Here is a 26,422-nt window from a genome sequence, read left to right as displayed (position 1 = left end):
AGGCGAGGAGGGGGGTGAGTAGGCGAACAGGCTGGGCGCCTGTCCCGGGATGTGGACGGGCGTGGACAGCTTGGGTGGGCTCGGCGTCAGCTGCCGGCGTGCCCGGCGGCAGCCTCGGCGTCCCCGCTCCCCCGCACCCGCCCGGTCGGGGAATCGATGAGCGACTGCACGACCCGCACAAGCTCCTGCGGCTCGAAGGGCTTGGCGAGGAAGGCGTCGACGCCGACGTCGAGCCCACTCTCGACCTCGTGCTGAGAGCAGGCGCTGACGATGACGAGGGGAATGCCGGCGGTGCGGGGGTCGGACCGCAGCCGGGCGGCGGTCCTGAGCCCGTTGAGCCGGGGCATGACGACATCCAGGGTGATGAGGTCGGGCCGCACCTGCTGAACGACTTCCAGACACTCGGCACCATCGGCCGCGGTCACCACCTCGATGCCCTCCAGCTCGAGGTTGACCCTGATCAACTGCCGGATGACCTTGTTGTCGTCGACCACAAGAACCCGGCCCGAAGTGCTCGGCACGACTCGAGAGTAGGTCGGGACCGGCCATCGCGTCCGGTGTTTCCCCACTTCCACCCCGACCGGGGTACGGGCGACACGCGGGACGGACGCCGCCGGACGCGGAAAGTGGTTCATGACCACCCCGGGAGAACTGGTAGTGTTCTACCCGTCGCCGCGATCACCGCGACCGACACGCCCCCGTAGCTCAGGGGATAGAGCAACGGCCTCCGGAGCCGTGTGCGCAGGTTCGAATCCTGCCGGGGGCACCCTGTATGAGGTGCCCAAAGACCCCGTCACCAGCGGAAACGCTGAGAACGGGGTCTTCGCGTATGTGCAGGCGAGTGCCGCCGGAAGCAGCCGTTTGCCAGTGATCACGTTGTAATAGCGTGTTGATCTTGAAGTGCTCCGCCGCAGGCACGAGTTCCGAAGGCCCTCAGCGTAGCGCTGTGGGCCATACGTGGACGGGCCGGAGGCCCCGGATCTCTCCAAGGCTTCCGGCCCGTTGGTCATGACCGTCCTCAGCTCTCGGTGTCGTCCTCCCCCAGCCCTTGCATGATCCGGTCGTTCATCTCCTGCTCCTGGCCGTCGACGCACTTGGCGTAGATCTTCAGCAGCACGTCCACGGAGTGGCCGGCCCGTGCGGCGACCTCTGGGGCGGGCACACCCGAGTTGAGCCACTGGGAGACGCCCGCGTGCCGGAGGTCGTGCGGCCGGAACGCGAGGACCGAGGACACCTGATCGGGGACGAGCGCCAGTTCCCGAGCCTGTTTCCAGGCACGGGAGTACGACGACGCGGCGATCACGTTGCCCCGCTCGCTGGAAAACAGCCGCCCGTCCTCCGCCGTGCCGAACTCGTCCAGGTGCTCGCGGAGCAACCTCACGAGCGGGGGCGGAATCGGCACGGTACGTACCTCTCCTTGGGCCCGTTGCTTCAGGCCCCGCCGGTCGTGCGCCTCGCCTGAGTCGGTCCACGCCTTCCCGGCCGTGGGGCGGGTCTCCGCCAGCTCGATACGGCCCCAGCCCTGTGCCGGAAGCGTGCAGTCGGAGCGACGAAGCCCCAGTGCCTCCCCCGGCCGCATGGCCGCGTAGTACAGACACCCGAAGAAGGCCCGCAGCCGCCGGCCACTGGCCCGTTCGTAGCCACCCACGTAGGTGAGCGCGGTCAGCAGCTCCCGAGCCTGCCGCGGATTGACCACCACCCGGCGGTCGACCTCCTGCACCGCCCGCTTGCCCCGCTTGCGCCGGACGCGGCTCAGCGGGTTGGAGGTGAGGTGTTCCAGCTCCACCGCGAACTCCAGGGCGTTGAAGACAACAGCCCGCCGACGCCGGTAGGTCTGTGTCGCCGCGGGTTTGCCGTCCAGCCTCCGGCTCAATCCGTCGATCAGCTCGTGTACGCGGGTGATCTCTTGCAGCTCTCCGACCGGAAGCGACGCCCTTTCGATCCACCGCACGGCGGAGGCGATCTCCTCCGGCCGCTCCCTCTCCCTGCGCGGCACAGGCAGGATGTACGAGCGCAGCGCCCGCCGCAGCACCTCCGGAGCGGGCCGCCCCCGCCCCGGTTTGACCAGGACGGGAACGACGTCGCCAAGGCGTCCGTCATGCTGTCCCGCTGCTTGGCGGACGCCTCCGCCCACCGGGCGTCGACGTACTTGACCGCTGGGTCGAGGAAGGACAGTGCCGCTTTGCCACCCCGCAGGGAGTCGGGCAGTCCGGTCACGGTGTCGAACGGCTCGCCCTTATCGAGCGCCCGGACTAGCTTCGCGCGGAAGCGGTCGGCCAATGCCTTGGTCTTGTGCGATTCGCTGAAGGGCTGACCATCGACCACCCAGCGCACCAGGTAGGTCGGTTTCTTGGTGGTCTTGTTGACCGAGAGCTTCCACACGGAAGCCTTGTAGGATTTCACGACGCCGCCCCCTCCGCCCGTTCCTCCAACCACTCGTCGAGCACGTCACGCCGGACCCGCAGTTCGCCGTTCGGAAGGCGGATGCAGGCCGGGGCGATCCGCAGTTCCCGCCAGCGGTAGAAGGTTCGGCGGGAGATGCCGCCCAGTTCGTCGAGCACCTGCCGCACGGTGAGCAGTTCTGTCGCCTTCGTACGGGTGTCACGTGCCATGACGAGCACCGCCCTCCCGCACGGAGGCCGCCAGGAGTGCCGCTTCCGGCGAGTAGCCGCGCCCCGCGTAACGCCAGTGGCCGACCGTGACCGTCGAGTGTTCTGGCAGGCCGAGGGCGTCCCGCTGCTGCTCCGCGCGATGGTCGGCACGGGCCTGCCGGAGGGCGGTCAGCGTAGTCGAGTAGCGGCGCGACTTGGTGGAGAAGTGGCCGCCGTATCCGAGCATGTGGGCCCAGCGCCGCAGCCCGAGCGGGGTGAACTCCGGCAGACCGCCGAGCCACCAACACGTACTGATCATGCGCAGCACGTGAGCGCGAACCGGCAGCATGACCATGTCCCGTGCGTGGTGGATTCGGCCGTCCACGGCGCCGGCGGTCTCCGCTCCCTTGGTGGCGTACTTGGCGATGTAGCCCGCCACGGTCGCCGCTGAGGCAGGCCGCTCCCCCGCTGTCCGTCCGGACGAGGTGACCGGCCGTACGTCGACTTGGGTGCCGAAGCGCAGCACCCGCGGCCCGATGACCGCCGAGCCAGGGGCGGTCAGCCGCACCTTTCCGACCACGGCCCGCACGGAGTCCACGAGGAGCGGCACCGTGGCCCAGCCGGGCGGGTGCGAGTCGGGTCCGTCCGGGCCGTCGAGGCGGATCACGGCGTGGAAGTGGACCAGGCCCCGGCGCTGGTACTCGGCGACCTTCGCGTACGAGAGCCGGGCGACCTCTCCGAACTCCGTACGTGACAGGCCGACCCGCCGGGCGACCTCCCGCCGCAGCTCCAGCCCGAACCGGTGCCAGAGCTGACCGGCGAACGCGTGCCAGAGGACCGCCCCCGCGTAGTCGTAGCAGCGCGGGCAGAGAGGTTCACCGAGACGGGGATCGCCCGCCGGGTGGCGCTCCCGGCACCCAGCCGGAGCCCCGTGCGCGCAGTGGTCACCTGTCCGGCGAGGCCGGCAGGGTCGCACGTGCCCGTCACGTTCGCGGCGTGTGTGGACCGGGCCGAGCCCGGGGGCGGTGAGCGTGGCGAACACCCGTGGGTGATCCCTCACCGCCTCGCGGACGTTCTTCCCTCCGACGAGCCCGGCCCGGACGAGTTGGTAGGTGTCCGCCCGGTACAGGGCCGAACAGGTCGGGCAGACCGTCGCCCGCCGGTTGCCGCACGCGGTGAGCAGGCGACCGCCATAGGCATCCGATCCGTAGGAGAGCAGAGCAGCGCCGGTCGTCGTGTCGTAGACGGTGGCCGCGCCGACCAGGTGAATCGGGTTGGTGCAGCCGCCGAGGCGGACGATGTTCCGGCGCCAGGCGGCGAAATCCGGGTCCGAGGCTCTGGCGACGAGCGCCGAGACACTCCGCGGAAGGGCTGTGGTCATCGCTGACCACTTCCTTTGCCGCCGTCGCCGAACGCCTGCCCCATCACGGCCGAGATGCCCTCCGGCCGTGTCTTGGCGCTGAAGCGCAGCGTCGGGTCAGTGAGCCAGAGGGCGGCGGCGTGCGCGGGGCACAGCCACTGCTCGGTTCCGTCGAGTTCGACGAGGACGATCTGTTCCCGTCCGGCACAAGTCGGGACCTGCGCGTCACGCTGCTTGAGGTCGCAGGCGGGCGGCGGGGATTTGCGCGGACGATGCGCGGTGGACAAAGTGTGAGTGCTCCTTTCACTGCTCACGTGGCGGATGGAGTGGGTTCCTGACGGGGTCGGGTTTGGCGACTTCGCGCCCCGTCGGGAGCCCGTCGTACGGGCGGTCATTGCCGCTCCTCGGGAGGAACCCCGACGACGCCGTACGAGATCGGTCCGAAGTCGCGGCGGGCGCCGAAGTAGCCCCGGCCGATGTCCTCCGCCGGCACACCGAGCGGAGCGGCGACGGACTGCACGCCGTCGAGGCGCGCCGTTGAGCCGGGGGCGTCGACCAGGACGACGAGGGACGCATGACGCGGTACGACCACGTCCGGATGGGCGGTCAGGAAGTCGACCAGCTCCCGCAGGCCGGCCAGGAAGGCGGCTCGGTCGCCGGAGCGGATGACGTGGTTGAACACAGGGATTCCCCTTGTCGGTCGGTAGTGGGTTGGTCAGAAGGCGGAGTTCGCCGAGGAAGCCGTTCACTCCGCCAAGGAGGGCCTGCACCACGGGCGCGGCCACGGTCCGGGCGAGCAGGAAGCCGAAGGTCCCGCAGAGCAGCGCGTCGGCCCACCTGAGGTACCGGATGCGCAGGAGGAACCAGATCAGCAGGCCGAGCAGCAGAACGGCCGACATGGACACCAGCACGGCAAGCCCCTCTCACGGTTCGACGTGCAGTTCGGACAGGACGGGAGTCAGGTGCGCGTACTCGGCGGCCACGGCTTCCGCGTCCGCTTCCGTGATCAGGTGGGACCGGGCGCGCTCCCAGCCGTCGCCGGAAGCGAGGACGGCGGTACCGGCCTGCTCCGGGGCGATGGCCTGGGCCGCCTTCAGCGCGTCGGGATTGAGGTCGCCGAGCGCCATCTCTGCCGTACCGGGATCGGCCACGCGGTGGCACACCCGGCCGCCCAGTTGCGCCCGCAGAGCCGTAACACCGGGCCCGAGGTCGGAGCCGACACGTTGGCCGGCCACAACGAGGAACACCCCGAGTGCGGCTCCGAGTTGGGCCAGCCGGATCAGCGCCGTACCGGCCGCGTGCGCTTCGTCCTTCTCGTTCCGGTTCGCCACGAGGAAGAGTTCCGCGATCTCGTCGACGATCACGACCACGGGGACCGGGCGTTCCTTGTCGGGCAGACCCCAGATGTTCCGAACGCGGGCCGCCCGGCAGAGGGACATCCGGTCGAGGGTCAGGTCAACGAGGGCGGTCAGCAGCCGCACTGCTTGCTCTCGGTTCGTCGCGAGGGCGGACAACCGAGGCTCGTAGAGGGACAGTTCCATGCCACCCTTGCAGTCGATGCCGACCAGGGCGACGGGCTGCGGCGCGAGGCCCGCCACGAGGGCGTTGATCAGCGTCGACTTTCCCGAGCGCGTGGCCCCGACGATCAACCAGTGGGGGACGCTTCGCAGGTCGACCACCCACGCGGCCCCGGTCTCCAGGGCACCCACGGTCACCCGGAGCAGATGGCCGGGCCCTCGCTGCTTCGGCACCTGCGGGTCTGCCAACGGGTCGACCGCCGACGCGACGATCCGTACGACCCCCGGTTTCCAGGAGGTCACCCGCACCGCGTGCACCTGCCAGCTTTCCGCCATGGCGGGGGCTGCTTTGACGAGGTGCTCCGGCACTTGACCCGGCAGCAGCCTCACCAGCAGGACGAAGCCGCCGGAGGTCGGGCGTATGAGCCCCCGGCGAGGCACCCGCGGCTGAGGCGGAGGCGCCCCCTTGCCGACGAGCCCGGACACCACGGTCAACGCCGGCCGACGGCTCACGGCGAGCCCGCAGCCCGCCATCAGGGGCCGCCAGGTCTGCACGACCCGGAAGGCCACGGCCGGGAAGCCGCATAACAACCACCAAGCGCCGGGATAGCGGCTGCGCAGGGCCGGGCCCGCCAGAAGCAGACCCGGAACCAGCACGGCGGCCACCACCAGAACCCAGCTCGGCCACGTCGCGTCGGCCGAAGTAGCGGAGGCCAGTTCCATCACTGCCCGGCTCCCTTGCCCGCCGAGGTGGCGGAAGCGCTCAGGGACCGGATCTCCGCCGCGCGGAACGCGATCCCGTGCCGCCCGTCGTTCTCCCACGGCGTGGCGACCAGGTCCCGCACGGCCACGGGCATGCCGAGCTGCACACCGGCCGGCTCACCGGCCACGCTCACGTTCACGACGTCGGCCGACGTCCCCGCCATCAGGCAGAGACCGACCTGGTACACCGTCTTGCCGGTCTCGCGGTCGACGCGGAGCTGACCGGTCTCACGGTTGGCGACCCGCGGCGCCGGGGGGACTGCGCAGATGATCCCCGTGTACTTCGTGGTGTCGATCGGAAGGCTTGCCACAGTTCGGTTCTCCTCATCACTTGGGCACCCGAAGGGGGATCCTTCGGGCTGCTAGACCACCCGTAGTACGGGAGGCTCAGGCAAGGTTGCCCACCCGTAGTACGGGTTGTCAACCGCTCTGAGGTGAGGGAAGCTTCTTTCTGTCGTGACAGACAGCCATCTGTCACGACAGAAAGAAGCAGTTGTCCACGACCGTGGAGGGCCCGCATGCCGCCGAAGAACACGCAGCCGAAGTACCGGCAGATTGCCGACTACCTGCGCGGAGGCATCCTGGACGGCACCTTCCCCTCCGGCCAACCCCTGCCCTCCGAGGAGGCGTTGGCGAAGCAGTTCGGTGTGACGCGCCCTACGGTGCGCCAGGGCTTGAGCGAGCTACGGGCATCCGGTCTCGTCGAGGCCATCATGGGCCGTGGAACCTTCGCCCGCTCCCCGCACAGCCGACCTAGTCACACACGCCCGCGGGGCGTACGCAGAGCATCTGACGGCCGGTACATCGAGGCCGACGGCATCCGCTGGACCGACGCCGAACCACCGGTAGCCACACGCACCGACGCCCCGCTTGCCCTCGCGGACCTACTCCGCATCCCGCCGGGCGAGCCCATGTTTACGTACGACGCGTTGCAGACCGCAGACCACGGCCACCTCCGCCAGCTCCGCCGGACGTACATCCCGTTCTCGGTACTGATCGACACCAAGTACGAAGACGAGGCCCCGCCGCCGGCCCCGGACCTCTACGCAGCGTTTGTCGACCTGGGCCACGAACTCCACTTCATGGAGTACGTCCGCACCCGCATGCCCCTCCCGGACCAGGCTCAGGCCCTCCGTCTCACGGACGGGGTTCCGCTGCTGCACGTCATCCGCGTGACCCTCACAGAGCCTGACAGGCCCCTCGCCCTAGAGGAGTTCCACCTTCCGGGCGACGAGCTGGAGCTGTCGTTCCGGCTGTAGCACAGCCGAGTTGGCTCAGATTTTCTCTACGTCATCAAGGCGGCTCGCTCCGCTCCCCGCACGCGGCACGGCCCCCGGCCGTGCCTGCGCTCCTGTCTCCGCCCCGCTCCAGCCCGACCGGCGGCCGTGCCGCGCTCACAGCGATCAATCGCTTGAAGTCAGAGAAGGGGTGCGTCGTGGCTGGGGCGGTCGGCCACGCTGACCGTAACCGCCGCGACGTAGCACCAATGCCGTCCCCTGACAAACTGCGCCTCGCCCAGACCGTAGAACGCTTTGATCTGCCTCGGATCACCCAACCCATCCCAGGTGAGTACCAACCGCCTCGCCGATTCCGGCGCAACCGCAGAGCGCATTGCCCTATTCTATGTAGGGCCCACGCGTTACTCTTGCGGCTGCATTGTCGCGACGACGTGGACGTTTTGGCGGCATTGGCAGGCCTCATGAAAGGCTAATTATGCTGAAGCTCTTTATGGACGAGTCAGGTAACGGGAATCCATCTCAGCCGCTGATCGTAGGTGTAGTTGAGCTTGGTGAAGATGCAGACTACATAGAGAAAAAGATTCGGGATCTGCACCGAGACCTATCCGCAAGAAGGAGCTTGGCCGGACTTCCGAGCTTCGAAAAGTTCCGCGAGAACGGTTTCCATAGCTCGACTGATCCCTTAGAGGTCTCCGGTCCGTTCAAAGACCTCATGCGGAGGATTTTTTTCCGGACATATATGGTCACGACCAATCGAGTGAAATTGCAGAATGTCGCGGAATCTGAGCTGATTGAGCTCATGTACGTGAAACTGCTGAGTGATCTATCAATCCGGCATCGCCGTGAAGCCGAATTGCTTTGCTTCATAGAGCAAAGCGAAGAAATGAAGTCGATTCTAACTCGACTTCCCGACAGTGTCGCCAAGCAGGCGCGCAAAACAGCCGGACAACCGATTTCGCTGCCACGACTAAACGCTCAAACGGTCGGTAAGCGTGACTACATGTCTACGGCCATTATTGACTACGTTATGGCAGCCGTAAGCAGATGGCTTAGGGAGAACCGCACGACATCTGCGGAATCGTACGCTTATAGATCGTTCAAAGAAATTGAACCCTCCATTTCCCTGCTTTATTCGTTCGAGGACGGTCGCATCTCCAGCAGAAGGGACCCGCTTCACTGAGGTATGCTAAAATGCCCGGCGAAGGTAGGGTCGCGGTCATCTTTGTGCGCGAGTTCGCGTGCGTTGCAGGATAGCCCTTGCACGGGAGTGCGACCCTACCTTCTCACCTTTCACCAGGGAGGGGCCAGTGCCATACTCGGTTGAAGACCTGGCGCAGCAGGCTGACGTATCGACTGAAATTCTCGAGTGGCTGAGTTCGGAGATCCCTACCGGTTTCGGCCGCCTTTACGAGCAGCGAATATACCGCAAGAGGCACGGCGGAGTACGCGAAGTATTCAAACCGAAGCGGCCATTCGATACCGTCAGTAAAAACTTATATCGGAGCTTCACGCGGCTGTTCTCATATACGGCTCCCGATCATGTCCACGGATTCGTTCGCGAACGTTCTACAATCACCAATGCCAGTCAACACTTGGCTAAGAAGTGCGTACTGCGTATGGATCTAGAGGATTTCTTTCCTTCGATTGGTGCCGCAACAGTGCAGACGATCTTGCGAGAGCAAGGATATGAGGGAAAGGTCGCAGACCTTACTACCAGTCTCGTCACTATCGGCGGCAAGCTCCCCATCGGACTCAGTACGTCGCCCCTCATGTCGAATTTGGCCTTCCTGACCACGGACCACTCTCTTGCCGAGTATGCCCAGTCGGAGGGGTTGTCGTTCACGCGCTATGTGGACGATCTCACGTTTTCCGGCGACGTCACTGACCGCCACGCAACGGACATTGCTCGAATTCTCGACGAGGCTGGCTGGTCGGTGAACACGCGTAAGACCGTTTTCATGCGCCGTGGCGGACCGCAATACGTAACCGGCCTGTATGTGGGAGAGTCGGACGGGCCTCGGATTCCGCGCAAGCTCAAGCGTAAGATGCGATGGATCTTGCATGTCATATCGACATTTGGTTACGACACCTATATGGCAGAGTTCGGCGGCAGGGAGGAGGGGATGCGCCGGCGTCGCCTCTTGGGCTGGGCGTGCTATATCGCCGCAGTTGAGCCGGACGTGGGTTTCCCGCTGTTGCGGAAATTCGATGAACTGGTATCAGAGGGGGATGCAGAATATTGGGATGAAGAATATTAATACGAACTACCCTGAGGCTTTCCGGAAGTTCGGGAGTGATGGGGCTTGGCCGGGATGCGTAGCTGGTCCTAGCGGATGAAACTGGACAGTTCGAGCCCTTCTGAGTCTCAGCGACGTGCAGTTCGCCAGGCTGGCCTGGTGGAGTTGCGAGGCCATTGAATTTAGGCCTCTCGAAGCCTGCGTCTGACGGCATCCTCGATCACCTGCGTGCAAGCTCATCTGGCGGGCCCTCGCCACCAATATCAGCGGTATTTGTACAGAAGCGAAGCAACCGGCGACGACCGCGGGCGAATGACCAAAGCCCTCGGAGGCCCGCGACCAGCGCCCTGCCTCGACAACCTCATTCTCGGTCATGGGCTTATCCTCTCAAATCGGAGCGGTGTAGGCCGTGCCCCGGAGGCGTGGAGTTGATCTAATACTCGTCGCCGTCGGCAGGCACCCCGTCGCTGTGCTGTCCCCGGGCCGTCCGACAGTGACCAACGTCGACAAACGGCGACAGGTGGTCCGCACATCGAACGCAGGAGCCCAGCTCATGGCAGCACCGGTCGAAGCCAGTTCTCCCGTGATCTGACAAACCATCGGCGGCCAACGCTAGCGTCGGTATAGTTGATGCTCCTTCCGCCGGCGCGCATGCTGGCGGATCGCTACCTCTGTTGGAGGTTACAAATTGGCCGACTACGACTTCCGCACTCTCTCGCCTAACGACTTCGAATTATTGATTCGTGATCTCCTCGAAGCCGAGTTTCGCTGGCGCTTGGAGGCGTTCGGTCGTGGTCGCGACGGAGGCATCGACTTACGGGCGAGAACGGCAGCAGGAAAGGTCGTCGTCCAGTGTAAGCACTACCTGGGCTCGTCTTTCTCGGATCTTCGCGCGTCGGCACGTCGCGAAGTGCCAAAGATGGACAAAGAGAAGCCCGACCGCTATCTCTTCGTCACGTCCCAAGATCTAAATAGGACACAGAAAGACACCCTCGCTGGTGACCTCCAGCCGTGGCTTTCTGACACCGCCGACCTACTGACCCAAGCCGATATCAATGGCCTAATCACGCGGCATCCATTGGTAGAGCAGCAACATTTCAAGCTTTGGCTCGCCTCTACAACTATCTTGGAACGCATTGTGCGGAGCGGCGTCTGGGAGCGGAGTGAAGCGCTGCTTGAGGACATCAGGGATCGAGTGAAGCTATATGTTCCAACCAATAGCTTCCAAACGGCATACGAACTACTCGACGCTAAGCATGTGGTCATCCTAACGGGTTCGCCGGGAGTCGGCAAGAGCATGCTCGCCGAAATGCTCGCTCTAAGGTATTGGCACGAAAACTGGCAGATCGTATCAGTGGGAACCGACGTTGACGACGCATGGGAGGCATACAAGTCGGGTCGCAAGCAGGTGTTCCTGTATGACGATTTCCTCGGGCAGACTGACCTCAGCGAAAGGCGCGCGAAGGACAGTTCGGTCATACGTCTAATGGACCGCGTGGCGCGGAACCCAGACAAGCGGCTTGTCATGACTACGAGATCGCAGATCCTTCAACAAGCGCGGCTGACCAGCGAGCCGATCGCACATGCAGACTTACGAGTTGTTGAGTTCGTGCTAAAGGTAGCTGAGTACGGGGCGGTCCAACGAGCCCGCATACTGTACAATCATCTCTACTTTTCCGCCCTGCCGCGAGAAGTCGTCAGGAAGTACGTCGAGAATTCATCCTACTGGACAGTCGTTAGGCATAAGAACTTCTCCCCGCGGATCCTGGAATTGGTCATCAAGCGGCCTCACTCGTCGGCAGATGAACTCGCGCGCGCCCTCAATCGCACGCTTGACCATCCACTGGACCTATGGAGAATGGTATTCAACAATGGATTGTCGGATCTTGCGCAACGGCTAACGCTTACACTTGCCTCATTTCCTGTTTATGGCGCCGACTCCAGAGACCTCAAGAATTTGGTCAAAAAAGAGGCGAAGCCAACGGAGTATACGAGCGCACTTCGAGTACTAGAAGGCACCTTTGTCAGCTTGGAAAAAGGGCGTGACGGGGACACGGTGATCGCCTACGCCAATCCAAGCGTACGTGACTTCACTCTCGCTTTCCTTGACGAAGAGCCGGACTACCTGATGGCCATCGTTGGGGACGCAAGGCATCTGGCTCAAGTGAGTACGCTCCTGGAATACGCGGTATCCGAGCTTGACGGTAAGCTCCGCTTCCCGAATTGCGCCGAAATAGTTACTCGCCACACAAGCTCCATCTTCAAGAAGATGATGGAGCTCATCGCCGAAGAAAAAGAGGCCAGTGAAGTCGATTCACGCAGACTAGCTCGGATCTATCGGCGGACAGTTAAACCCCTTCTTGACTCTCTTCAGCCAGCGCATCGACTGCTAGGTGAATCATTCAATGAGCTCCTAGCAGTGACAATCGAACTTCTTAAGGGCTCAGCCTCGAGGTTTATGGAGCCGGATGATTGGAGGTCCTTCAATGTGGCCTTGATGATGCGCTACGTGGAAGATCCAGGTCCTGTTCGAGATGATCTGCGATGGGCCTTCGAAAGCTGGGGTGAATGTCTGTACACGCTAGATGACGTGACGGAATTCAAGGATTTCTTTGCGTCGTACGGGTCAACCTTGAAGCAACAGTTCGACCCTAGTGAAAAATTTTACGAGAGCGTCTGGTCTGGGTTACGACAGGAGCTGGAGAACTTGTCCGGAAATGAGCAGGATCGTGATTCTGATCATCAGTGGGTTAGTGACGTTGAAAGGCTGGCGATTAGGGTTGGTGTCATCGACGACTTGAGACCAGACATTGCGTCTGCTCGAGATTCGATTGAAAAACGTTACGCAGACGACGAGTATGCCCGCGATCAGCCCCCGTCTGGGATGGTCTACGGATTCCGAGGCACCTCTGTATCGCCTTCCGAGCGTGGGGCGATTGAAGGCATGTTTCGCGAGCTTTCATAGCGCCCGGAGACCGTAGCCGTCTGCCTGAGCGAACTCCTGAAGCGGTGCTCAGCCAGCCATGGACTATCCGCGGACTCGTCCACCCTCAACTGCCGCCGGTAAGGCCGTGACCTGCCGCGTTACCGAGCTCCGAAGCGGCCTCCGAAGCCGCATGCGCAGATTCGAATCCCACCGGGGCACTCGCATGGCGTGCCTGAAGATGCCGCTACCAGCGAGTCAGCTGGGTGCGGGGGCTTGTTCGTATGCGCAGCCGGACACGGCTGTATGCAGCGCCAGGACAGTGGGCAAGTGACAGCCGTGTGATGATCTTGGCGCACTTCCTGGCAGGTGGGGTCACCTTCCCGGGCCGTGCGGAAGCCTGTACGTCTGGGCACAAAGAAGAACTTGTGGTGTCCTGCTCCCCGTGACCGGTGTTCTCTCAGCCTTGATCGCAGTCGTGGGGACTCTGCTCGGCGTTTCCGTGACGCACCTGTTCCAGCGCCGAGCGGCTGCTCGTGACCAGATGTTCGCGGCTCAGCAGCAGCTCCGCTCTGAGCGAATGACCGTATACAGCGACTTCGCCGGAGCAGTGACCGAGTTCCGGCGAGGCCAACACGACCGCTGGCATCGCAAGGACGAGGACCCGGAAGGTCCCGCCTGCTTCGAGGCTCGCGTCGAGGCATACCGCCTTCGCGGGACCGCCCTCCACGCCTTGTTCCGAGTCCAGCTCATCGCAAGCAGCCAGACGGTGATCGATGCCGCACAGCGGGCCTACGAGCTGACGGCCAAGGCACACAAGGCATCCGACAAGACGGAACTGAGTGCGCGTGGCAACCAGGCACGAGAGTCGCTGGAGCACTTCGTGAAGCTCGCGTCTTCGGACGTGCGCTAACAGTGCTCGAGGGACTGCCGCAGGTTGGGGTGACAGTGGGGTCTGTGCAGCCATAGCTGCGGGTTCCAGTCCCTTGACCGGGTAACCGGGGTCCGCGCGTTGATCACGGACATCGGCTGGCGGAGCTGTCGGGAGGACATAGCGGAGATCGGCTCATCAACGAGCTGAGACATCGGGCTGTGGTGCGGCTCCTGACGGGACACCAGAAGTCCTAAGGCACTCGACGACACTAGTCCCGCTCCGTCGAGGCGCTCGGCCTGTCAGCGCGGTAAGAACCGTGCCGGCAGGCCGATCGCTCCGCCGGGCCAACCGTCTCAGCGGTATGAGAGGCCGGCGACCACGGAGGTACCGCGAGTAGGGCGGGGGCGGACGGTCCACGCGGCGGCGATGTGGTCGACGAGGAGCAGGCCGCGGCCGCTTTCTGCGTCTGTGCTCGGGTGTGCCAGCGCCGGCTTGCCGTTGCCGGGGTCGGAGACAGCGAGCCAGTAGTGGCCGTCGGCCGGCCACAGGACGAGTTCGATCAGGTCCCCGTCCTTGCCGTCCGCTCCGTGGAGGATGGCATTGGTGACCAGTTCGGACGTCAGTAGTCCGAGGTCGTCGCCCAAGTCCGGGCGGAGTGCGTGCGGCAGAGATGCGGTCACGGCGTGGCGGGCCCGTCGTACGGACGTGGGGTGGGCGGGGAGATGCCAGTGGAGGGGCACCAGAGGGATTCGAGGCATGGCGAACTCCGTTTGCTCGTACAGGGTTCTTGATGCGCCGGTGGCCTGCCGCCCTGGTCGCGGGCACACCCGTCCCAGGGCAGGCGGGCGTGCTCGCGCGGTGCACTTCCGGCATCGCGTTGTGTAACTTGCGCAATACTGACGGTAGAGCAGCAGGGGCCATATTTGCCATGCAGTCCGGAACAATGGCCTCGATACGGTGAAGCTGTGCTTATAGGACTGATCCGGACGCCAGACCGTACGGAAGGAAACGTCATGCCCCCAAGGACGGTTCTCACGCAGCGTCAGAAGCGTCTGGGCAGTGAACTGCGCAGGATGCGCACCGCGGCCGGCATGTCCGCGGAATACGCCGCCGGGCTCCTCGGCGTCGACCGGAGCCGCATCTCCAACATGGAGTCCGGGCAGCGCGGCATCAACGCCGAACGGCTGCGCAAACTGGCCTGCAACTGTGACTGCACCGACGAGACGTACATCGATGCCCTCGTCGAGATGGCGGAGCCGAGCCAGGCTGGGTGGTGGGAGCGTTACCGGGGCAGCCTGCCGCAGGGTTTACTGGACATCTCGGAAACCGAGGCGTACGCGGCGGGCCTGCGAGGTGCGAACACCGTTCATGTGCCGGGGCTGTTGCAGACGCCTGAGCACGCGATGGCCATCTTCCGCGCCGTCGTACCACAGCTTCCTGAGCATGAGGTCGCTCTCCGACTGGCCCACCGTTCGGAGCGCCAGAGTGTGATCAACCGCGACAACCCCGTCCCGTACGTAGCCGTGATCCATGAAGCGGCACTTCGGATGCAGTTCGGGGGACGAGCCGTTGCCCGAGGGCAGTTGCAGTACTTGCTGGAAGTCTCTGAGTGGGACCACGTCACCGTCCTTGTGCTTCCCTTCACCCACGGCGCCTTCCCAGGATCGGGACAGACGGTGGTCTACGCGGAAGGGCCTGTGAGACAGCTCGACACCGTGCAGATCGACAACTCCCATGGGCCCGATTTCTTGTACGCGGAGGCCCAGCTCGCGAAATACCGTGCACAGCTCGACCTGTTGGAAGGTCTGGCACTGTCACCGGAACGGTCCCGCGACTACATCCGCGAGATCGCTCATCACCTATGAGGAGTGACCACATGGCTGAAATCACCTGGGAAGCCCCGTTCTGCGGTGAGGGCAGCTCCTGCTTCCGCCTCGGTACCGATGCCGACGGCAACGGGTACATAGCCGTCGTCGGTCAGGAGGAGAGTCCCCTCACCGACTCCCTCGAGGCCTTGCGCACCCTCATCACCGACATCAAGGCCGGGAAGGCCGACCACCTGTTGTAGAGCCGGCCGGCGGCCTGGCCGTGGGGCGGCCTCCTGCTGGGTCAGCCATGCGTTTCCCTGAGCAGGTTGTTGTCCTCGTCGTACAGCTCCAGCGTGTACGTCGTCGCCCCGCAACGCGTGAGCAGGGCGGCCAGGTCGTCGAAGTGGGACGGGTCGACGACCCCGTTCAGGAGTACGTCCTGCCCGTCGACGGGCTCCAGTTCGACCTCGCACCGGGTGGTGCCCACCTCGTAGCCGTACCAGGACGACGATCTCGATCTCCAGCCGAGTCGTTCGAAGCGCTCGGCCATAGGGGCGGCGTCCCTGTGGCCGTGCAGGATGCCGCACACGTTGTTGGAGATGTCCGTCCACTCCGGGGCGAGGTCGCCGGACTTCTCAGGCACGAATCGCCCTCACCAGCCAGCAGCTCATCTTCAGCCGCACCCCCTCCCCCGTCGCATACGCCCTGAACACCTCCGTCGCCGCCTCCCGCGCCCGCTCCACCGCATCCTCCGGCACCTCCCGCAGCCAATGCCGCATGGGCCCCCACCCGAAGAGGAACTCCGACGCGTCCGACGGGTCCCTCCCCCACACCTGCTCCGCCTCCAGAGGCGTCACCTCGATCCCCTCGAAGCCCGCCGCCGACAGCACCGCCCTCACCCGGTTCGGGTCGGCGAAAGAGGCCGGGCCCGTCTCCGACGCCGCCGTCAGGTCCGGCAGCGGCGCGTGCTCCGACACCGCCGCGAACACCCTCGCCTGGTCCTGGCTGTCGAAGGACTGGGGGCAGACGAAGGCCAGGCGGCCTCCCGGTCGCAGCGCGCCGGCGATGTTCGAGAACGCCGCCACCGGGTCCGCGAAGAACATCACCCCGAAGCGGCTCACCGCCACGTCGAAGCTCGCCGGTTCGAAAGCGTGAACCTGGGCGTCCCCCTGGACGTGGGTGACATGGGGGAGGTCTTCCGCCTCGGCCGTCGCTCGCGCGCGTTCCAGCATGGGTGCGGAGAGGTCGATGCCGACCGCCTGTCGTGCGCGGCGGGCCGCCAGGCGCGTCACGCTGCCGTTGCCGCACCCGATGTCCAGGACCGAGTCCGTGACCCTGAGCGCCGCCGCCTCCAACAGCGGGGCGTTCATGCCGTCGTTCAGCGCGTCGTAGCGGGCCTGGTGGTCGGCCCAGTGCCGGCCCTCGTAGCCGTTCCAGGCCTCGTACTGATGCGTGTTCGCGGTGTTCGCGGTGTTCGCAGTGTTCGTGAGGGGAGTGTCCGCCATGGGGACATCGTGCCCCCACCCCGGCGAATCCCGCGCCCCCTTTGCGGCAGCCACTTGCGGCAGCCACTTGCGGCAGCCGCGCCGCAAGAGGCCCCAGGGGCGACCAACCTCCGTTCATGTATGTAAATACTGTTCATTCTATTGAGTCGGTGCCACCTCTCTGCATAGAGTCCCGCCACCTCGCCCGTACGGAATGGACGGAGCCTCCCGTGTCGAAGCAACTCCGTAAGCCAGTGCGAACGCGGCGGCTCGGTGCAGTCGGTGCCGTGGTCGTCGCAGCCGTCGTCACCGCCGCCGGGTGTTCCTCGGGGTTGTCCGGGACGGAGCAGGACGCGTCACAGCCGCTGGAGGTCTGGATCCGGCAGGACGCCGGGAGTCCGGCCGCGGAGTCGGCCGAGGCGCTCACCGAGGAGTTCTCCGAGAAGAGCGGCATCGAGGCGAAGCTGGTCGCCGTCGGCGTCAACGACTTCGAGACCAAGCTCCAGCAGCGCACCGCGCAGAAGGACCTCCCCGACATCGTCATCAACGACACCGGCCAGCTGGGCAACCTGGTGACCCAGGGGCTCGTGCGCGAGGTGGACCGGGAGGACACCGCCGGGAGCGGAGATCTCGCCGACCGCGCATGGGAGGCCGCGCAGGGGTACGACGGCAAGTACTACGGGGTGCCCTTCAACTCACAAGCCTTCGCCCTGCTCATACGGAAGGACTGGCGGGAGAAGGTGGGGGCCCAGCTGCCTACCTCCTGGGACGAACTCGTCCAGCTCGCCGCCGCGTTCACCAACGACGATCCCGACGGCAACGGCAAGAAGGACACCGCCGGCATGGTCGTGCCCGGCAGCACCACCCGTGGGTATCTGACCTGGTGGTTCTCCACCATGCTCTGGTCCGAGGGCGGCGACTTCGTCAAGAAGCAGGGGGACGGGTTCAGCGCCGCCGTCGACGACCCCGCCTCCGTCAAGGCCGTCGAGAAGCTCCAGGCCATGTTCTGCGACTCCAAGGTCGTGCAGCCCGGCGCCACCACCGCCGACTCCGCCACCACCCACACCGTGTTCGAGAGCGGCAAGGGCGGCATCTACCTCACGGGGCCCTACATGCTGCCCCGGTTCGACGGGTCGCTCGGCAAGGACACGTACGAGGTCGTCGCCGCCCCGCCCGGCGCCGGCGGCGCGGCGGCCGCCCTCGCCGAGGGGGAGAACGTCTATCTGATGGCCGGGTCCGGCAACGAGAAGGGGCAGCAGGCGTTCGCCGAGTTCGCCGCCTCGCCCGCCGGGCAGAAGATCGGCCTCGGGCTCGACAACGGCGGCATCATCGTCCGGCTGCCCGTGAACACCACCCTGGACGGCGCCGCCGAGCGCAAGGACCCCCGCTGGGACGTCTTCCAGAAGGTGTACGACGAGCACGGCCGCAACGCCCCCGCGCTCCCCAACTGGGCGACCGTCCGGCAGATCTCGTCCGAGGGGCTGAACGGCGTGGTCTCCGAGTGTTCCCGTGACGTCGCCGGCGCGATGGGCGAACTCGCCGACGAGATCGACGCCGAGCTCGAGAAGCAGGGGGCCAAGGGCTGATGGCGGTGACCGAGGCGCGGGCGGCGTCACGGAAGACGCAGGCGCGGCGCCCGGCCCGCACGGCGCCCCCGGTGCGGTCGCGGCTGCGGCGGGGCGCGACGCCGTGGCTGTTCCTCGCGCCGGCGCTGCTGCTCTTCCTGTACTTCAAGTTCATCCCCATGGCGCAGGCCGTGCGGATGAGCTTCCAGGAGGTGCGGCCGTTCCTCGGCAACACCTATGTCGGCGGCGAGAACTACGCCGAGATAGCGGGGAGTTCCGACTTCGGGGCCGCCGTGTGGCACACGGTCGTGCTGGCGGTCGCGACCACCGCCGGTTCCATCCTGCTGGGACTGGCGCTGGCGCTGCTGCTGGAGGGGCAGACCCGCTCGTTGTGGTTCGTCCGCTCGGCCGTCTTCCTGCCGGTCGTCACGGCCATGGCGGTGGTCGCCGAGGTGTGGCGGGTCATGTACTACCCGGCCGAGGGCGGCGCCCTGAACTCCGTGCTCGGCGTGCTCGGTCTGGGGCCGAGCGAGTTCCTCAACTCCCCCGACAGCTCACTCGCGTCCATCGCCTTCGTCGGCATCTGGCGGGGCGCCCCGTACGACATGATGATCTTCCTCGCCGGTCTGGCGGGGGTCGACCGGGTGCTCTACGAGGCGTCCGCGGTCGACGGCGCCTCGCGGTGGCGGCGGATCTGGCACGTCACCCTGCCGGGGCTGCGGCCGGTGTTCGCCATTCTGCTCACGCTCGCCGCGATCCGGGGCCTGCGCATCTTCACGGAGGTGTTCCTGCTGACCAACGGCGGGCCGGACGGCTCCACCGAGGTGCTGCTGACCCTGACGTACAAACTCGGGCTCGAGCGCAACGAGTTGGGGGTCGCCGCGGCCGGGACCGTACTGCTGTTCCTGGTGCTGCTGGTGCTGACCGTGGCCTCGCGGCTGCGCCGGAGGGAGGTCCGATGAGGAACGAGACGGCGCTCGGGCTGGCGGAGGCGCGTGGGCCCTGGGCGCGGGTGCTGCGGTCCGTGCTGTACACCGCCCTGTTCATGGTGTTCGCGGGACCGCTGCTCGCCCTGATGGTCGGCGCGTTCACCCCGACCGTGGACCCCACCCAGTTCACCCTGTGGCCCGACCGGCTGTCCCTGGACAACCTGGAGCGGGCGGTCGACCGCAACGTGCTCGACTATCTGCTCAACTCCTTCCTCGTCGTGGGCGGCGGACTCGCGCTGCAGGTGCTGGTCAGCGTGTTCGCCGGGTACGCCCTGGCCCGCAAGCGGTTCCGCGGCTCGGCGGTCGTGCTGGTGCTCATCCTGGCGACGATGATGCTGCCCGAGGAGGTCCTCGCCGTCCCGCTGTCGGTGCTGCTGGCGGACCTGCCGTTGCTGCACGTCAGCCTGGTCGGCTCGCTCGTCGGCATGATCGTGCCGGTGGCCGCCTGGGGGTTCTCCATCCTGGTGATGACGGAGTTCATGAAGGAGATCCCGAAGGAGCTGGAGGAGTCGGCGCGGCTGGACGGCGCGGGCGAGTTCCGGGTGTTCTGGCAGGTCGTGCTGCCCCTGTGCCGGCCCGCGCTGGGTGTCATCGGCATCTTCGGCTTCACGATGATCTGGGACCAGTACATGCTGCCTCTGCTGGTAGCCACCGACCCCGCCCAGTACACCCTGCCGCTGGCGCTGCGCTCCCTGCGCTCCGACGACCAGGTGGGCATCGGCGTGCTGCTGGTGGGCGCTTTCCTCGCGATGCTGCCGTCGGTGCTGGCGTTCCTCGCGCTCCAGCGGTCCTTCATCCGCGGGCTCACCTCCGGCGCCGTGAAGGGGTGACCCGGCGAAGCGCCCGCGTCGGCCCTTCCCCACGGGGGACAGCACACTCCCTGTCCCCCGTAGGAGCTACGCAAGGGTGTCCACGCGCTGGTGACGCTTCCCGCGACGCGGATCCGTAGCGTCGGGGCGGTCGGAGCGGCGGTCGTCTCACCGCCGCCGTCCCCCCAGTCGAGGAGCAAGACGTGCGTGTCGTATGGCAGTTGCTGGCCGTGGTGCTGGTGTCCATGGTCGCGGGACAGAGTGTGGCCGCGGCCGAGGACGATCCGTGGGCCACGCTCGGCCTGGGCCTGGTGGCGTCGGTGCTGTCCGTGTACGTGTACGCATGGGTCGTGGGGCGCACCGAGAAGCGCGCGGTCACGGAGGTGGCCCGGAAGGGCGCGGTCGGCGCGGTCGGCCGGGGTGTGCTGATCGGGACGCTGGTGTTCGCCGCCGTGGTCGCGAATATCGCCTTCGTCGGGCACTACGAGGTGGGCGGCTGGGGGTCGTACACCGGCGCGGTGGGACTGGCCGGGTTCATGGCCGGCGCCTCCGTCACGGAGGAACTGCTGTTCCGCGGCGTACTGTTCAGGACCATGGAGGAGGGGTTCGGTACTTGGGGGGCGCTGGTCCCCACCAGTGTGCTGTTCGGCGCATGGCATCTGGCGAACCCCGACGCGAGCCTGTGGGGGGCCGCCGTCATCGCGCTGTCGGCGGGTCCGATGCTGGGCGCCGCGTACGTCGCCTCCCGCAGCCTGTGGCTGCCGATCGGCCTGCACTTCGGGTGGAACTTCGCCGCGTCCGGCATCTTCAGCACCGAGGTCTCCGGCAACGACACGCAGCAGGGTCTGCTGGACGCCTCCACCTCCGGGCCGACCCTGATCAGCGGCGGTGCGTTCGGGCCCGAGGCGAGCCTGTACACGCTGGTGTTCTGCGCGCTGGTGACCTTCGGTCTGCTGTGGCTGGCCCGGCGGCGCGGCCGGCTGACGCTCCGCCGCTCGAAGCGGGCCGACGCGGCCGCGCTCGCCCGGTGACCCGTCCGCACGGGTTGCGGCAGGTCTGGGGCCGACTGCACGTCACGGCCCGGGACCTGCCGTTCGCGGTGCTGCTGTTCTCCCTGGCGTTCGTCCCGGGCCTGCGCGGCAGCGGCACCGACATCGGCGCGGTGGCGGAGCGCCCGTACGACGCCCTGGCCGCCGTCGCGGTCGGGCTCCAGGCCCTCTCGCTGACCCTGCGGCGGCAGTGGCCGGTCGTCTGCCTGGCCCTGGTCGCGGCCGGTTTCGTCCTGGACAAGCTGCACGGCTACCACACGGTCGCGGGCAGTGCGCTCCCCCTCGCCCTGCTGAGCACGGGCGCACATCTGGAGCGGTACCGGCGCACCACCGTCGCCATGGGTTCGGTGGCGTACGTGCTGTTCGTGGCCGAGCTGGTGCGGCGCGGGACGGACGAGCCGGCGGCCGAGTTCGTGTCGTTCTACGTGGCGATGTGCCTGCTGTGGGGCGGCGGGGCGTGGCTGCGGTCGACGCGGATCGCCGAGGCGGAGCGGCGTCACCAGGTGGCGGAGCAGACGCGGGCCGCCGAACGGGCGCGGATCGCCCGTGAGTTGCATGACGTGGTGACCCACCATGTGACCGCGATGGTGGTGCAGGCGGAGGCGGCACGGTATCTGACCGCGGCGCCCGAACGGCTCGACGAGACGCTGACCGCCGTCACCGACACCGGGCGGCGTGCCGTCGCCGACCTGCGGCACCTGCTCGACCTGCTGAACCCCGACCACGGCGAGGGCTCCCGGACCCCGCCCGTGGGCCGGCTGCTGACGCTGGTGGAGCAGACGCGCCGGGCCGGGCAGCCGGTGGAGTTCACCGAGAAGGGCACCCCGGCGGCGTCGACAGGGAGCGCGGACCTGGTGGCGTACCGGGTGGTGCAGGAGGCCCTCACCAACGCCCTCAAGTACGCTCACGGGCAGGCTACTTCGGTTCTTGTGCGGCACAGCGAGAGGGACATCACGGTGGAGGTCGGCACGGACGGCCCCGGGAAGCGGCCCGTCACCTCGCCGGGCGGCAGCGGGCGGGGGCTGGCCGGCCTCCGTGAGCGGGTGGACGTCCTCGGCGGCGAGTTCGAGGCGGGGCCGCGTCCCGGCGGGGGGTTCGCCGTGCGGGCGCGGATACCCACCGGGAGCCGGCCGTGACCGGTGCACCGGCACGGCCGGTGCGGGTGGTGGTCTGCGACGACCAGATGCTGGTGCGCACCGGACTGGTCACGATCATCGGCGCGCAGCCCGACATGGAGGTCGCCGGAGAGTGCGCGGACGGACGCGCCGCCGTCGGCCTCGCCCGGAAGGAGCGCCCGGATGTCGTGGTGATGGACGTGCGGATGCCGGTGCTGGACGGCATCGAGGCGACCCGGCTGCTGGCCGGCTCCGGAGTGCGGGACCCCGTGAAGGTGCTCGTGGTGACGACGTTCAACCTCGACGAGTACGTGTACGAGGCGCTGCGCGCGGGGGCGAGCGGATTCCTGCTGAAGGACGCGCCGCCGGACCGGCTGCTGCACGGCATCCGGACGGTGGCCTCCGGCGCGGCGCTGCTCGACCCGGAGGTGACCCGGCAGCTCGTCGGCCGGTACGCGTCCCGGATCCGGCCGTCGGAGGACGGCGGTGACCGGGAGGTTCCGCTGACCCCGCGCGAGCTGGAGGTGCTGCGGCTCATCGCGGACGGGCTGTCCAACAGCGAGATCGCGGCGGCGCTGGTGATCAGCCAGGAGACGGTCAAGACGTTCGTGTCCCGCATCCTGTCCAAGCTTCAGCTGCGGGACCGGGTGCAGGCGGTCGTCTACGCGTACCGGCGCGGGCTGGTCAGCTGAACTCTCAGCGCGTGGTGGTGAGTTCGATCTGGTCGCCGTCGCGCAGCCGGTCGTGCAGCCACTCCGCGTCCCGCGCGCTGAGACCCACCCAGCCCGTGGTGCCGAAGAGGGCGCGCAGCACCTTGGCGTCGAAGGAGAGGGCTCCCGCGTAGACGGGGCGGCCGCCGAGGGCGCGCAGTTCCACCAGGTACGGCACCTTCACCTCGCGGACCTCGGTCCTGCTCCTGAGCGGCAGCACCGCGCCGGAGGTCCGGGCGACCACGGTGAGGCGGGTGCCGGACGGGAGGCGGCCGGCGGCGCGCAGGTCGACCCGCAGCACGCGGCCGGCGAGGGTGAGGGTGCGCAGGTCCACGTCGAGCCGGCCGGAGGGGCGGGGCACGCGGGCCGGGGCGGAGGCGTTGGGGGTCCGGGCGGGGGCGGGCGAGGTGGCCGGGGTGGCGCCGGGGCGGTGCCGTTCCCCGGCAGGGTGGTCGGTGTGAAAGGTGAGGGTCACCACGGTGACGGCGCAGGCGGCCGTGGCCGCGGTGCCGAGCGCGAGGCCGGCCCTGCGGCGGCGTGAGCGGCGCCGGGCGCGGTCCCGGACATCGGCGGCGGGCAGGGGCGGCGGGGTCTCGTGCCGCGCCGCCAACTCGCGCAGAGCGCCGCCGAGTTCATCGGACACGGCCGCCCCCCTCCCAGGCCGGCTCCTCGGCCTCGTCCACCGCCAGATGCCGGGCCAGTGCCGCCCGCCCCCGGGACAGGCGGGCCTTGACCGTGCCCACCGGCGCGCCGGTCTCGGAGGCTACCTGCTCGACACTGAGGTCGCACAGATGGTGCAGCACGACCGCCATCCGCTGGGACTCCGGGAGTTGGCGCAGGGCGGCCACCAGCGCGGTGCGATCGGGGCCAGGACCGGGCGTCGCCTCGGGCGGCGGGGAGTGCCGTACCAGCTCCAGCCAGCGCTTCGCGCGGCGCCAGCGGCTCACGGCGAGGCGCATGGCGACGGTGCGTACCCAGGCCTCCGGCGCCTCGTCGGCCATCAGCCGGTGGCGCCGGTCCCAGGCACGCACGAACGCCTCCTGCACCACGTCCTGGGCCTCGCCGAGGTCCCCGGTGAAGGCGAAGAGCTGGCCGGTCAGACGGGGGAAGGCGGCCGCGTAGAAAGCGTCGAACTCGTCCTCGTCCATGCCCTCCACCGCAGTCTCCGATCACCTGTGAGGCCCGCCCGCCGCCGTCCCGCGGGCCGGGGCCCGGCAGGTCGCGTCGCGTCCTTCGGAACGCGCCCCCGTGGGAAGACGCCGGAACCGGCCTCGGGGATCAGTCGGACCGCCGTGCCGGTGGGACGGAGCCCGGTGGGGCGACCGCGCGGAACGTGATGCGCGTCTCGTTCCGCGGGGGCGGGCTCGGCCGCGCACACGGGCTTCGTGACGTTTTCCACAGTGCCAGTACGTTCCGGTAACTCTGCCCATTCGTCAGCGTCTTGGCGAATGTGTTCCGCGTCACCCGCCTGGTAGATCGGGACGAATCGGACACCCCGTGAAGTGGATCGTGGCCCCTTCGTGAGTCGTACAGAACACTCGGAACCGCCCGCAGTACGACAGTTCGGACCAAAGAGAGCATGCTCGGCCATGACCCACTCCCCCGAAACGCCTGAAGTACCCATACGGCCCCACGAGGTGACCGCCGCGGAGGTCGTCCCCGGCGACCTGTACGCCCTGACCCCCGAGGACGCAGCCGAGCGCCGCTGGCATGTCGTCACGCACACGCTCCCCGTATCCCCCGAGGTGATCCGGGTCACGCTGCGGCCGCCGCTCGGCGGGGTGGACCACGAGGAGGACCTGCGGCGCGAGCGGACGGTTGTCGTCGCCGGGCGGCGGGTCGACGTGGACGCGGTGCCGCTGGTGGAGCCGGAGTCCCTGGAGAGCGTGGAGTTCCGCGACGGCGACCGGCTGACCGTCCTGCGGGCGGTGGACCCGCTGGCCGCCGAGGTGACCTACGTACGCCGCTGGGGCGCCTGGCACCGGGACACCACGGAATCCGCCGACGCCCAGGCCGCGGCCGACGCGGAGGTGCGCCGCTGGGCCGCCGGCGCCGCCCGCGAGGGCACGGTCGTACGGCACGAGCCGCGTCCCGTGCGTCAGGCGCGGGCGGCCGGGCCCCGGCGCGTGGTGGTCACCGGGCTCGGCGCGGTCACCCCGCTGGGCGTGGGCGCCGGCGAGCTGTGGGACGGGCTGCTCGAAGGACGGCACGGCATACGGGAGTTGACGGACCCGGAGTTCGACGGGCTGCCGGTGCGGACCGCCGGCACGGTGCCCGTCGACCCCGCCTCGCTGCTGCCCCGGCAGGCGGCGCGCCGGATGAACCGGGCCGCGCAGTTCGCGGTGCTGGCCGCGCGCGAGGCGTGGACCGACGCCGGGTACGCCGCCGGCGGCACCCGGGAGAGCGGGCTGGACCCCGAGCGGGTCGGGGTGAGCCTCGGCGCGATCCTCGGGGACGCGTCCGTGCTGGTCGGCGGCGACCGGAAGCTGCGGGAGCGCGGGGCCCGGGGTGTGTCCCCGCTCACCACGCCGATGACGGTGCCGTCGCAGGCCGCGTCGCAGGTGTCGCTCGACCTGCACATCACCGGTGAGGCACGCACCGTGACCAGCGCCTGCGCCTCCGGCACCGAGGCGATCGGGCAGGCCGTCGACCGGATCCGGTACGGCCGGGTCGACGTCGCGCTGGCCGGCGGCGCCGAGGCGGTGATCACGCCCGCGATCATGGCGTCGTTCGCGGCGATGCGGGCGCTCGCGGAGGGCGATCCGTCGGAGGGGTCGCCCTCGCGTCCCTTCGCCAAGGACCGGGACGGGTTCGTCAACGGTGAGGGCGCGGGCGTGCTGGTGCTGGAGTCCGAGGAGCACGCCCGGGCGCGCGGGGCGCGGATCTACTGCGAGGCGGCGGGGTGGGGGCTGTCGGCGGACGCGTATCACGTCGCGGCCCCGGACCCGTCCGGTGACGGCATCGCGCTCGCGCTGCGGAGGGCGGTGCGGGACGCGGGGGGCGAGGTGGCCGACGTCGTGCATGTGAACGCCCACGCCACCGCCACGGTGGACGGTGACCTCGCCGAGGCGCGGGCGCTGCGGGGGGTGCTGGGCGGCGGGCAGGGTGTTCCGGTGACCGCGCTGAAGGGGCACCTGGGGCATCTGCAGGGGGCCGCCGGCGGGGTGGAGGCGGTGGCGGCGGTACTGACGCTGCACCATCGGATGGTGCCGCCGACGGTGGGGTGTGGGGAGGTGGACGACGGGATCGAGCTGGACGTCGTCCGTGAGGCCCCGCGTCCGCTGCCGGACAGCGGCGATCTTGTGCTGAGCAACTCCTTCGGGTTCGGGGGGCACAACGCGGTGCTGGCGTTGCGGCGGGTGGGGGCGGCTTAGCGCCGGGCGCGGTTTCC

26 protein-coding genes, 1 tRNA gene and 2 pseudogenes are annotated in these 26,422 nt (G+C 67.8%); 15 read left to right on the top strand and 14 right to left on the bottom strand.

Translation table 11 applies throughout. From position 1 onward, the window contains the following. Nucleotides 1-86 precede the first annotated feature (86 nt). Nucleotides 87-635, bottom strand: a complete 549-nt coding sequence (locus MTR79_RS06130) for a response regulator (RefSeq protein ID WP_244789502.1) — start codon at nucleotides 633-635, stop codon at nucleotides 87-89. Between the two features lie 59 nt (nucleotides 636-694). Between MTR79_RS06130 and MTR79_RS06125 the strand changes: the two genes are divergently transcribed. Beyond that, nucleotides 695-766: transfer RNA gene (locus MTR79_RS06125), tRNA-Arg, on the top strand. A 252-nt stretch (nucleotides 767-1,018) separates the two neighbouring features. Here the strand turns inward: MTR79_RS06125 and MTR79_RS06120 are convergent. From MTR79_RS06120 to MTR79_RS06090, 8 genes and pseudogenes are all read right to left on the bottom strand, one after another. Further along, nucleotides 1,019-2,403: pseudogene (locus tag MTR79_RS06120) on the bottom strand (site-specific integrase). Beyond that, nucleotides 2,400-2,612 carry a helix-turn-helix domain-containing protein gene (locus MTR79_RS06115; RefSeq protein ID WP_244789501.1) on the bottom strand — a complete coding sequence of 71 codons (213 nt, stop codon included), beginning with the start codon at nucleotides 2,610-2,612 and terminating at the stop codon, nucleotides 2,400-2,402. Before MTR79_RS06115 ends, MTR79_RS06120 begins: the two are co-directional and overlap by 4 nt. Further along, complete coding sequence (locus MTR79_RS06110) at nucleotides 2,602-3,972, bottom strand: replication initiator (RefSeq protein WP_244789500.1); 1,371 nt, start codon at nucleotides 3,970-3,972, stop codon at nucleotides 2,602-2,604. The genes MTR79_RS06115 and MTR79_RS06110 overlap by 11 nt, the downstream gene beginning before the upstream one ends. After that, the gene (locus MTR79_RS06105) at nucleotides 3,969-4,238 is read right to left on the bottom strand and encodes a hypothetical protein (RefSeq protein WP_244789499.1); all 270 of its coding nucleotides are present in this window, start codon (nucleotides 4,236-4,238) and stop codon (nucleotides 3,969-3,971) included. The genes MTR79_RS06110 and MTR79_RS06105 overlap by 4 nt, the downstream gene beginning before the upstream one ends. A 104-nt stretch (nucleotides 4,239-4,342) precedes the next feature. Beyond that, complete coding sequence (locus MTR79_RS06100; RefSeq protein ID WP_244789498.1) at nucleotides 4,343-4,633, bottom strand: hypothetical protein; 291 nt, start codon at nucleotides 4,631-4,633, stop codon at nucleotides 4,343-4,345. Nucleotides 4,634-4,673: 40 nt separating this feature from the next. Beyond that, a pseudogene (locus MTR79_RS33680) lies at nucleotides 4,674-4,862 on the bottom strand (hypothetical protein); the annotation flags it as partial. A gap of 12 nt (nucleotides 4,863-4,874) precedes the next feature. Further along, nucleotides 4,875-6,191 (bottom strand): FtsK/SpoIIIE domain-containing protein, encoded by a 1,317-nt coding sequence (locus MTR79_RS06095; RefSeq protein WP_244789497.1) that lies wholly within the window; start codon nucleotides 6,189-6,191, stop codon nucleotides 4,875-4,877. Next, entirely contained in the window at nucleotides 6,191-6,541 is a 351-nt protein-coding gene (locus MTR79_RS06090) for a hypothetical protein (RefSeq protein ID WP_244789496.1), read from the bottom strand. The genes MTR79_RS06095 and MTR79_RS06090 overlap by 1 nt, the downstream gene beginning before the upstream one ends. Before the next feature lie 207 nt (nucleotides 6,542-6,748). On the opposite strand from MTR79_RS06090, the gene MTR79_RS06085 reads away from it, so the two are divergent. The 5 genes from MTR79_RS06085 to MTR79_RS06065 all read left to right on the top strand — a co-directional run bounded on the left by MTR79_RS06085 (nucleotide 6,749) and on the right by MTR79_RS06065 (nucleotide 13,541). Next, nucleotides 6,749-7,489: a GntR family transcriptional regulator gene (locus MTR79_RS06085; RefSeq protein WP_244789495.1), complete on the top strand. Its 741-nt coding sequence runs from the start codon at nucleotides 6,749-6,751 to the stop codon at nucleotides 7,487-7,489. A gap of 454 nt (nucleotides 7,490-7,943) precedes the next feature. Further along, a complete protein-coding gene (locus MTR79_RS06080) occupies nucleotides 7,944-8,648 on the top strand; it encodes a hypothetical protein (protein ID WP_244789493.1) in 705 nt (234 codons plus the stop codon). Between the two features lie 127 nt (nucleotides 8,649-8,775). Next, nucleotides 8,776-9,726 (top strand): reverse transcriptase family protein, encoded by a 951-nt coding sequence (locus tag MTR79_RS06075; protein ID WP_244789491.1) that lies wholly within the window; start codon nucleotides 8,776-8,778, stop codon nucleotides 9,724-9,726. 667 nt (nucleotides 9,727-10,393) lie between these two features. Beyond that, nucleotides 10,394-12,670 (top strand): restriction endonuclease, encoded by a 2,277-nt coding sequence (locus tag MTR79_RS06070; protein ID WP_244789489.1) that lies wholly within the window; start codon nucleotides 10,394-10,396, stop codon nucleotides 12,668-12,670. A 403-nt stretch (nucleotides 12,671-13,073) separates the two neighbouring features. Further along, entirely contained in the window at nucleotides 13,074-13,541 is a 468-nt protein-coding gene (locus MTR79_RS06065; RefSeq protein WP_244789487.1) for a hypothetical protein, read from the top strand. Between the two features lie 314 nt (nucleotides 13,542-13,855). Here the strand turns inward: MTR79_RS06065 and MTR79_RS06060 are convergent, their stop codons facing one another. Then, the gene (locus MTR79_RS06060) at nucleotides 13,856-14,260 is read right to left on the bottom strand and encodes an ATP-binding protein (protein WP_244789484.1); all 405 of its coding nucleotides are present in this window, start codon (nucleotides 14,258-14,260) and stop codon (nucleotides 13,856-13,858) included. Between the two features lie 255 nt (nucleotides 14,261-14,515). Between MTR79_RS06060 and MTR79_RS06055 the strand changes: the two genes are divergently transcribed. Then, on the top strand, nucleotides 14,516-15,367 hold the full coding sequence (locus MTR79_RS06055) for a helix-turn-helix transcriptional regulator (protein WP_244789482.1): 852 nt from the start codon (nucleotides 14,516-14,518) through the stop codon (nucleotides 15,365-15,367). Between the two features lie 11 nt (nucleotides 15,368-15,378). Continuing rightward, nucleotides 15,379-15,570 (top strand): hypothetical protein, encoded by a 192-nt coding sequence (locus MTR79_RS06050; RefSeq protein ID WP_244789481.1) that lies wholly within the window; start codon nucleotides 15,379-15,381, stop codon nucleotides 15,568-15,570. 41 nt (nucleotides 15,571-15,611) lie between these two features. Here the strand turns inward: MTR79_RS06050 and MTR79_RS06045 are convergent, their stop codons facing one another. Beyond that, entirely contained in the window at nucleotides 15,612-15,953 is a 342-nt protein-coding gene (locus MTR79_RS06045; RefSeq protein WP_244789480.1) for a hypothetical protein, read from the bottom strand. Continuing rightward, a complete protein-coding gene (locus MTR79_RS06040) occupies nucleotides 15,946-16,815 on the bottom strand; it encodes a class I SAM-dependent methyltransferase (protein WP_244789478.1) in 870 nt (289 codons plus the stop codon). The genes MTR79_RS06045 and MTR79_RS06040 overlap by 8 nt, the downstream gene beginning before the upstream one ends. Before the next feature lie 266 nt (nucleotides 16,816-17,081). On the opposite strand from MTR79_RS06040, the gene MTR79_RS06035 reads away from it, so the two are divergent. From MTR79_RS06035 to MTR79_RS06010, 6 genes are all read left to right on the top strand, one after another. Then, complete coding sequence (locus tag MTR79_RS06035; protein WP_244789476.1) at nucleotides 17,082-18,380, top strand: sugar ABC transporter substrate-binding protein; 1,299 nt, start codon at nucleotides 17,082-17,084, stop codon at nucleotides 18,378-18,380. Beyond that, a complete protein-coding gene (locus tag MTR79_RS06030) occupies nucleotides 18,380-19,321 on the top strand; it encodes a sugar ABC transporter permease (RefSeq protein ID WP_244789474.1) in 942 nt (313 codons plus the stop codon). The genes MTR79_RS06035 and MTR79_RS06030 overlap by 1 nt, the downstream gene beginning before the upstream one ends. After that, the gene (locus tag MTR79_RS06025; protein ID WP_086704787.1) at nucleotides 19,318-20,178 is read left to right on the top strand and encodes a carbohydrate ABC transporter permease; all 861 of its coding nucleotides are present in this window, start codon (nucleotides 19,318-19,320) and stop codon (nucleotides 20,176-20,178) included. Before MTR79_RS06030 ends, MTR79_RS06025 begins: the two co-directional genes overlap by 4 nt. Before the next feature lie 182 nt (nucleotides 20,179-20,360). Next, entirely contained in the window at nucleotides 20,361-21,188 is an 828-nt protein-coding gene (locus tag MTR79_RS06020) for a CPBP family intramembrane glutamic endopeptidase (protein ID WP_244789472.1), read from the top strand. Then, complete coding sequence (locus MTR79_RS06015; protein ID WP_244789470.1) at nucleotides 21,185-22,342, top strand: sensor histidine kinase; 1,158 nt, start codon at nucleotides 21,185-21,187, stop codon at nucleotides 22,340-22,342. Before MTR79_RS06020 ends, MTR79_RS06015 begins: the two co-directional genes overlap by 4 nt. After that, nucleotides 22,339-23,013: a response regulator transcription factor gene (locus MTR79_RS06010; protein WP_280518300.1), complete on the top strand. Its 675-nt coding sequence runs from the start codon at nucleotides 22,339-22,341 to the stop codon at nucleotides 23,011-23,013. Before MTR79_RS06015 ends, MTR79_RS06010 begins: the two co-directional genes overlap by 4 nt. A 4-nt stretch (nucleotides 23,014-23,017) precedes the next feature. Here MTR79_RS06010 and MTR79_RS06005 read toward each other — a convergent pair whose 3' ends face one another. Both MTR79_RS06005 and MTR79_RS06000 read right to left on the bottom strand, forming a co-directional pair. Further along, nucleotides 23,018-23,674 (bottom strand): hypothetical protein, encoded by a 657-nt coding sequence (locus MTR79_RS06005; protein WP_244789468.1) that lies wholly within the window; start codon nucleotides 23,672-23,674, stop codon nucleotides 23,018-23,020. Next, complete coding sequence (locus MTR79_RS06000) at nucleotides 23,664-24,179, bottom strand: SigE family RNA polymerase sigma factor (RefSeq protein ID WP_048455756.1); 516 nt, start codon at nucleotides 24,177-24,179, stop codon at nucleotides 23,664-23,666. The genes MTR79_RS06005 and MTR79_RS06000 overlap by 11 nt, the downstream gene beginning before the upstream one ends. Nucleotides 24,180-24,620: 441 nt before the next feature. Between MTR79_RS06000 and MTR79_RS05995 the strand changes: the two genes are divergently transcribed. Further along, a complete protein-coding gene (locus MTR79_RS05995) occupies nucleotides 24,621-26,405 on the top strand; it encodes a beta-ketoacyl-[acyl-carrier-protein] synthase family protein (RefSeq protein WP_244789466.1) in 1,785 nt (594 codons plus the stop codon). The last annotated feature ends 17 nt before the right edge of the window (nucleotides 26,406-26,422 follow it).

It is taken from the genome of Streptomyces sp. BJ20 (assembly GCF_022869105.1).
Classification (GTDB): Bacteria; Actinomycetota; Actinomycetes; order Streptomycetales; family Streptomycetaceae; genus Streptomyces; species Streptomyces griseoincarnatus.
The sequence above is the reverse complement of the archived record's forward strand: the minus strand, read 5'-3'. Positions and strand labels throughout refer to the sequence as shown.

Coding starts and splice junctions, on each gene's coding strand:
- MTR79_RS06130 (WP_244789502.1), bottom strand. CDS start 635: ATGAACCACTTTCCGCGTCCGGCGGCGTCCGTCCCGCGTGTCGCCCGT.
- MTR79_RS06115 (WP_244789501.1), bottom strand. CDS start 2,612: ATGGCACGTGACACCCGTACGAAGGCGACAGAACTGCTCACCGTGCGG.
- MTR79_RS06110 (WP_244789500.1), bottom strand. CDS start 3,972: ATGACCACAGCCCTTCCGCGGAGTGTCTCGGCGCTCGTCGCCAGAGCC.
- MTR79_RS06095 (WP_244789497.1), bottom strand. CDS start 6,191: ATGGAACTGGCCTCCGCTACTTCGGCCGACGCGACGTGGCCGAGCTGG.
- MTR79_RS06085 (WP_244789495.1), top strand. CDS start 6,749: ATGCCGCCGAAGAACACGCAGCCGAAGTACCGGCAGATTGCCGACTAC.
- MTR79_RS06080 (WP_244789493.1), top strand. CDS start 7,944: ATGCTGAAGCTCTTTATGGACGAGTCAGGTAACGGGAATCCATCTCAG.
- MTR79_RS06060 (WP_244789484.1), bottom strand. CDS start 14,260: ATGCCTCGAATCCCTCTGGTGCCCCTCCACTGGCATCTCCCCGCCCAC.
- MTR79_RS06055 (WP_244789482.1), top strand. CDS start 14,516: ATGCCCCCAAGGACGGTTCTCACGCAGCGTCAGAAGCGTCTGGGCAGT.
- MTR79_RS06050 (WP_244789481.1), top strand. CDS start 15,379: ATGGCTGAAATCACCTGGGAAGCCCCGTTCTGCGGTGAGGGCAGCTCC.
- MTR79_RS06040 (WP_244789478.1), bottom strand. CDS start 16,815: ATGGCGGACACTCCCCTCACGAACACTGCGAACACCGCGAACACCGCG.
- MTR79_RS06030 (WP_244789474.1), top strand. CDS start 18,380: ATGGCGGTGACCGAGGCGCGGGCGGCGTCACGGAAGACGCAGGCGCGG.
- MTR79_RS06025 (WP_086704787.1), top strand. CDS start 19,318: ATGAGGAACGAGACGGCGCTCGGGCTGGCGGAGGCGCGTGGGCCCTGG.
- MTR79_RS06000 (WP_048455756.1), bottom strand. CDS start 24,179: ATGGACGAGGACGAGTTCGACGCTTTCTACGCGGCCGCCTTCCCCCGT.
- MTR79_RS05995 (WP_244789466.1), top strand. CDS start 24,621: ATGACCCACTCCCCCGAAACGCCTGAAGTACCCATACGGCCCCACGAG.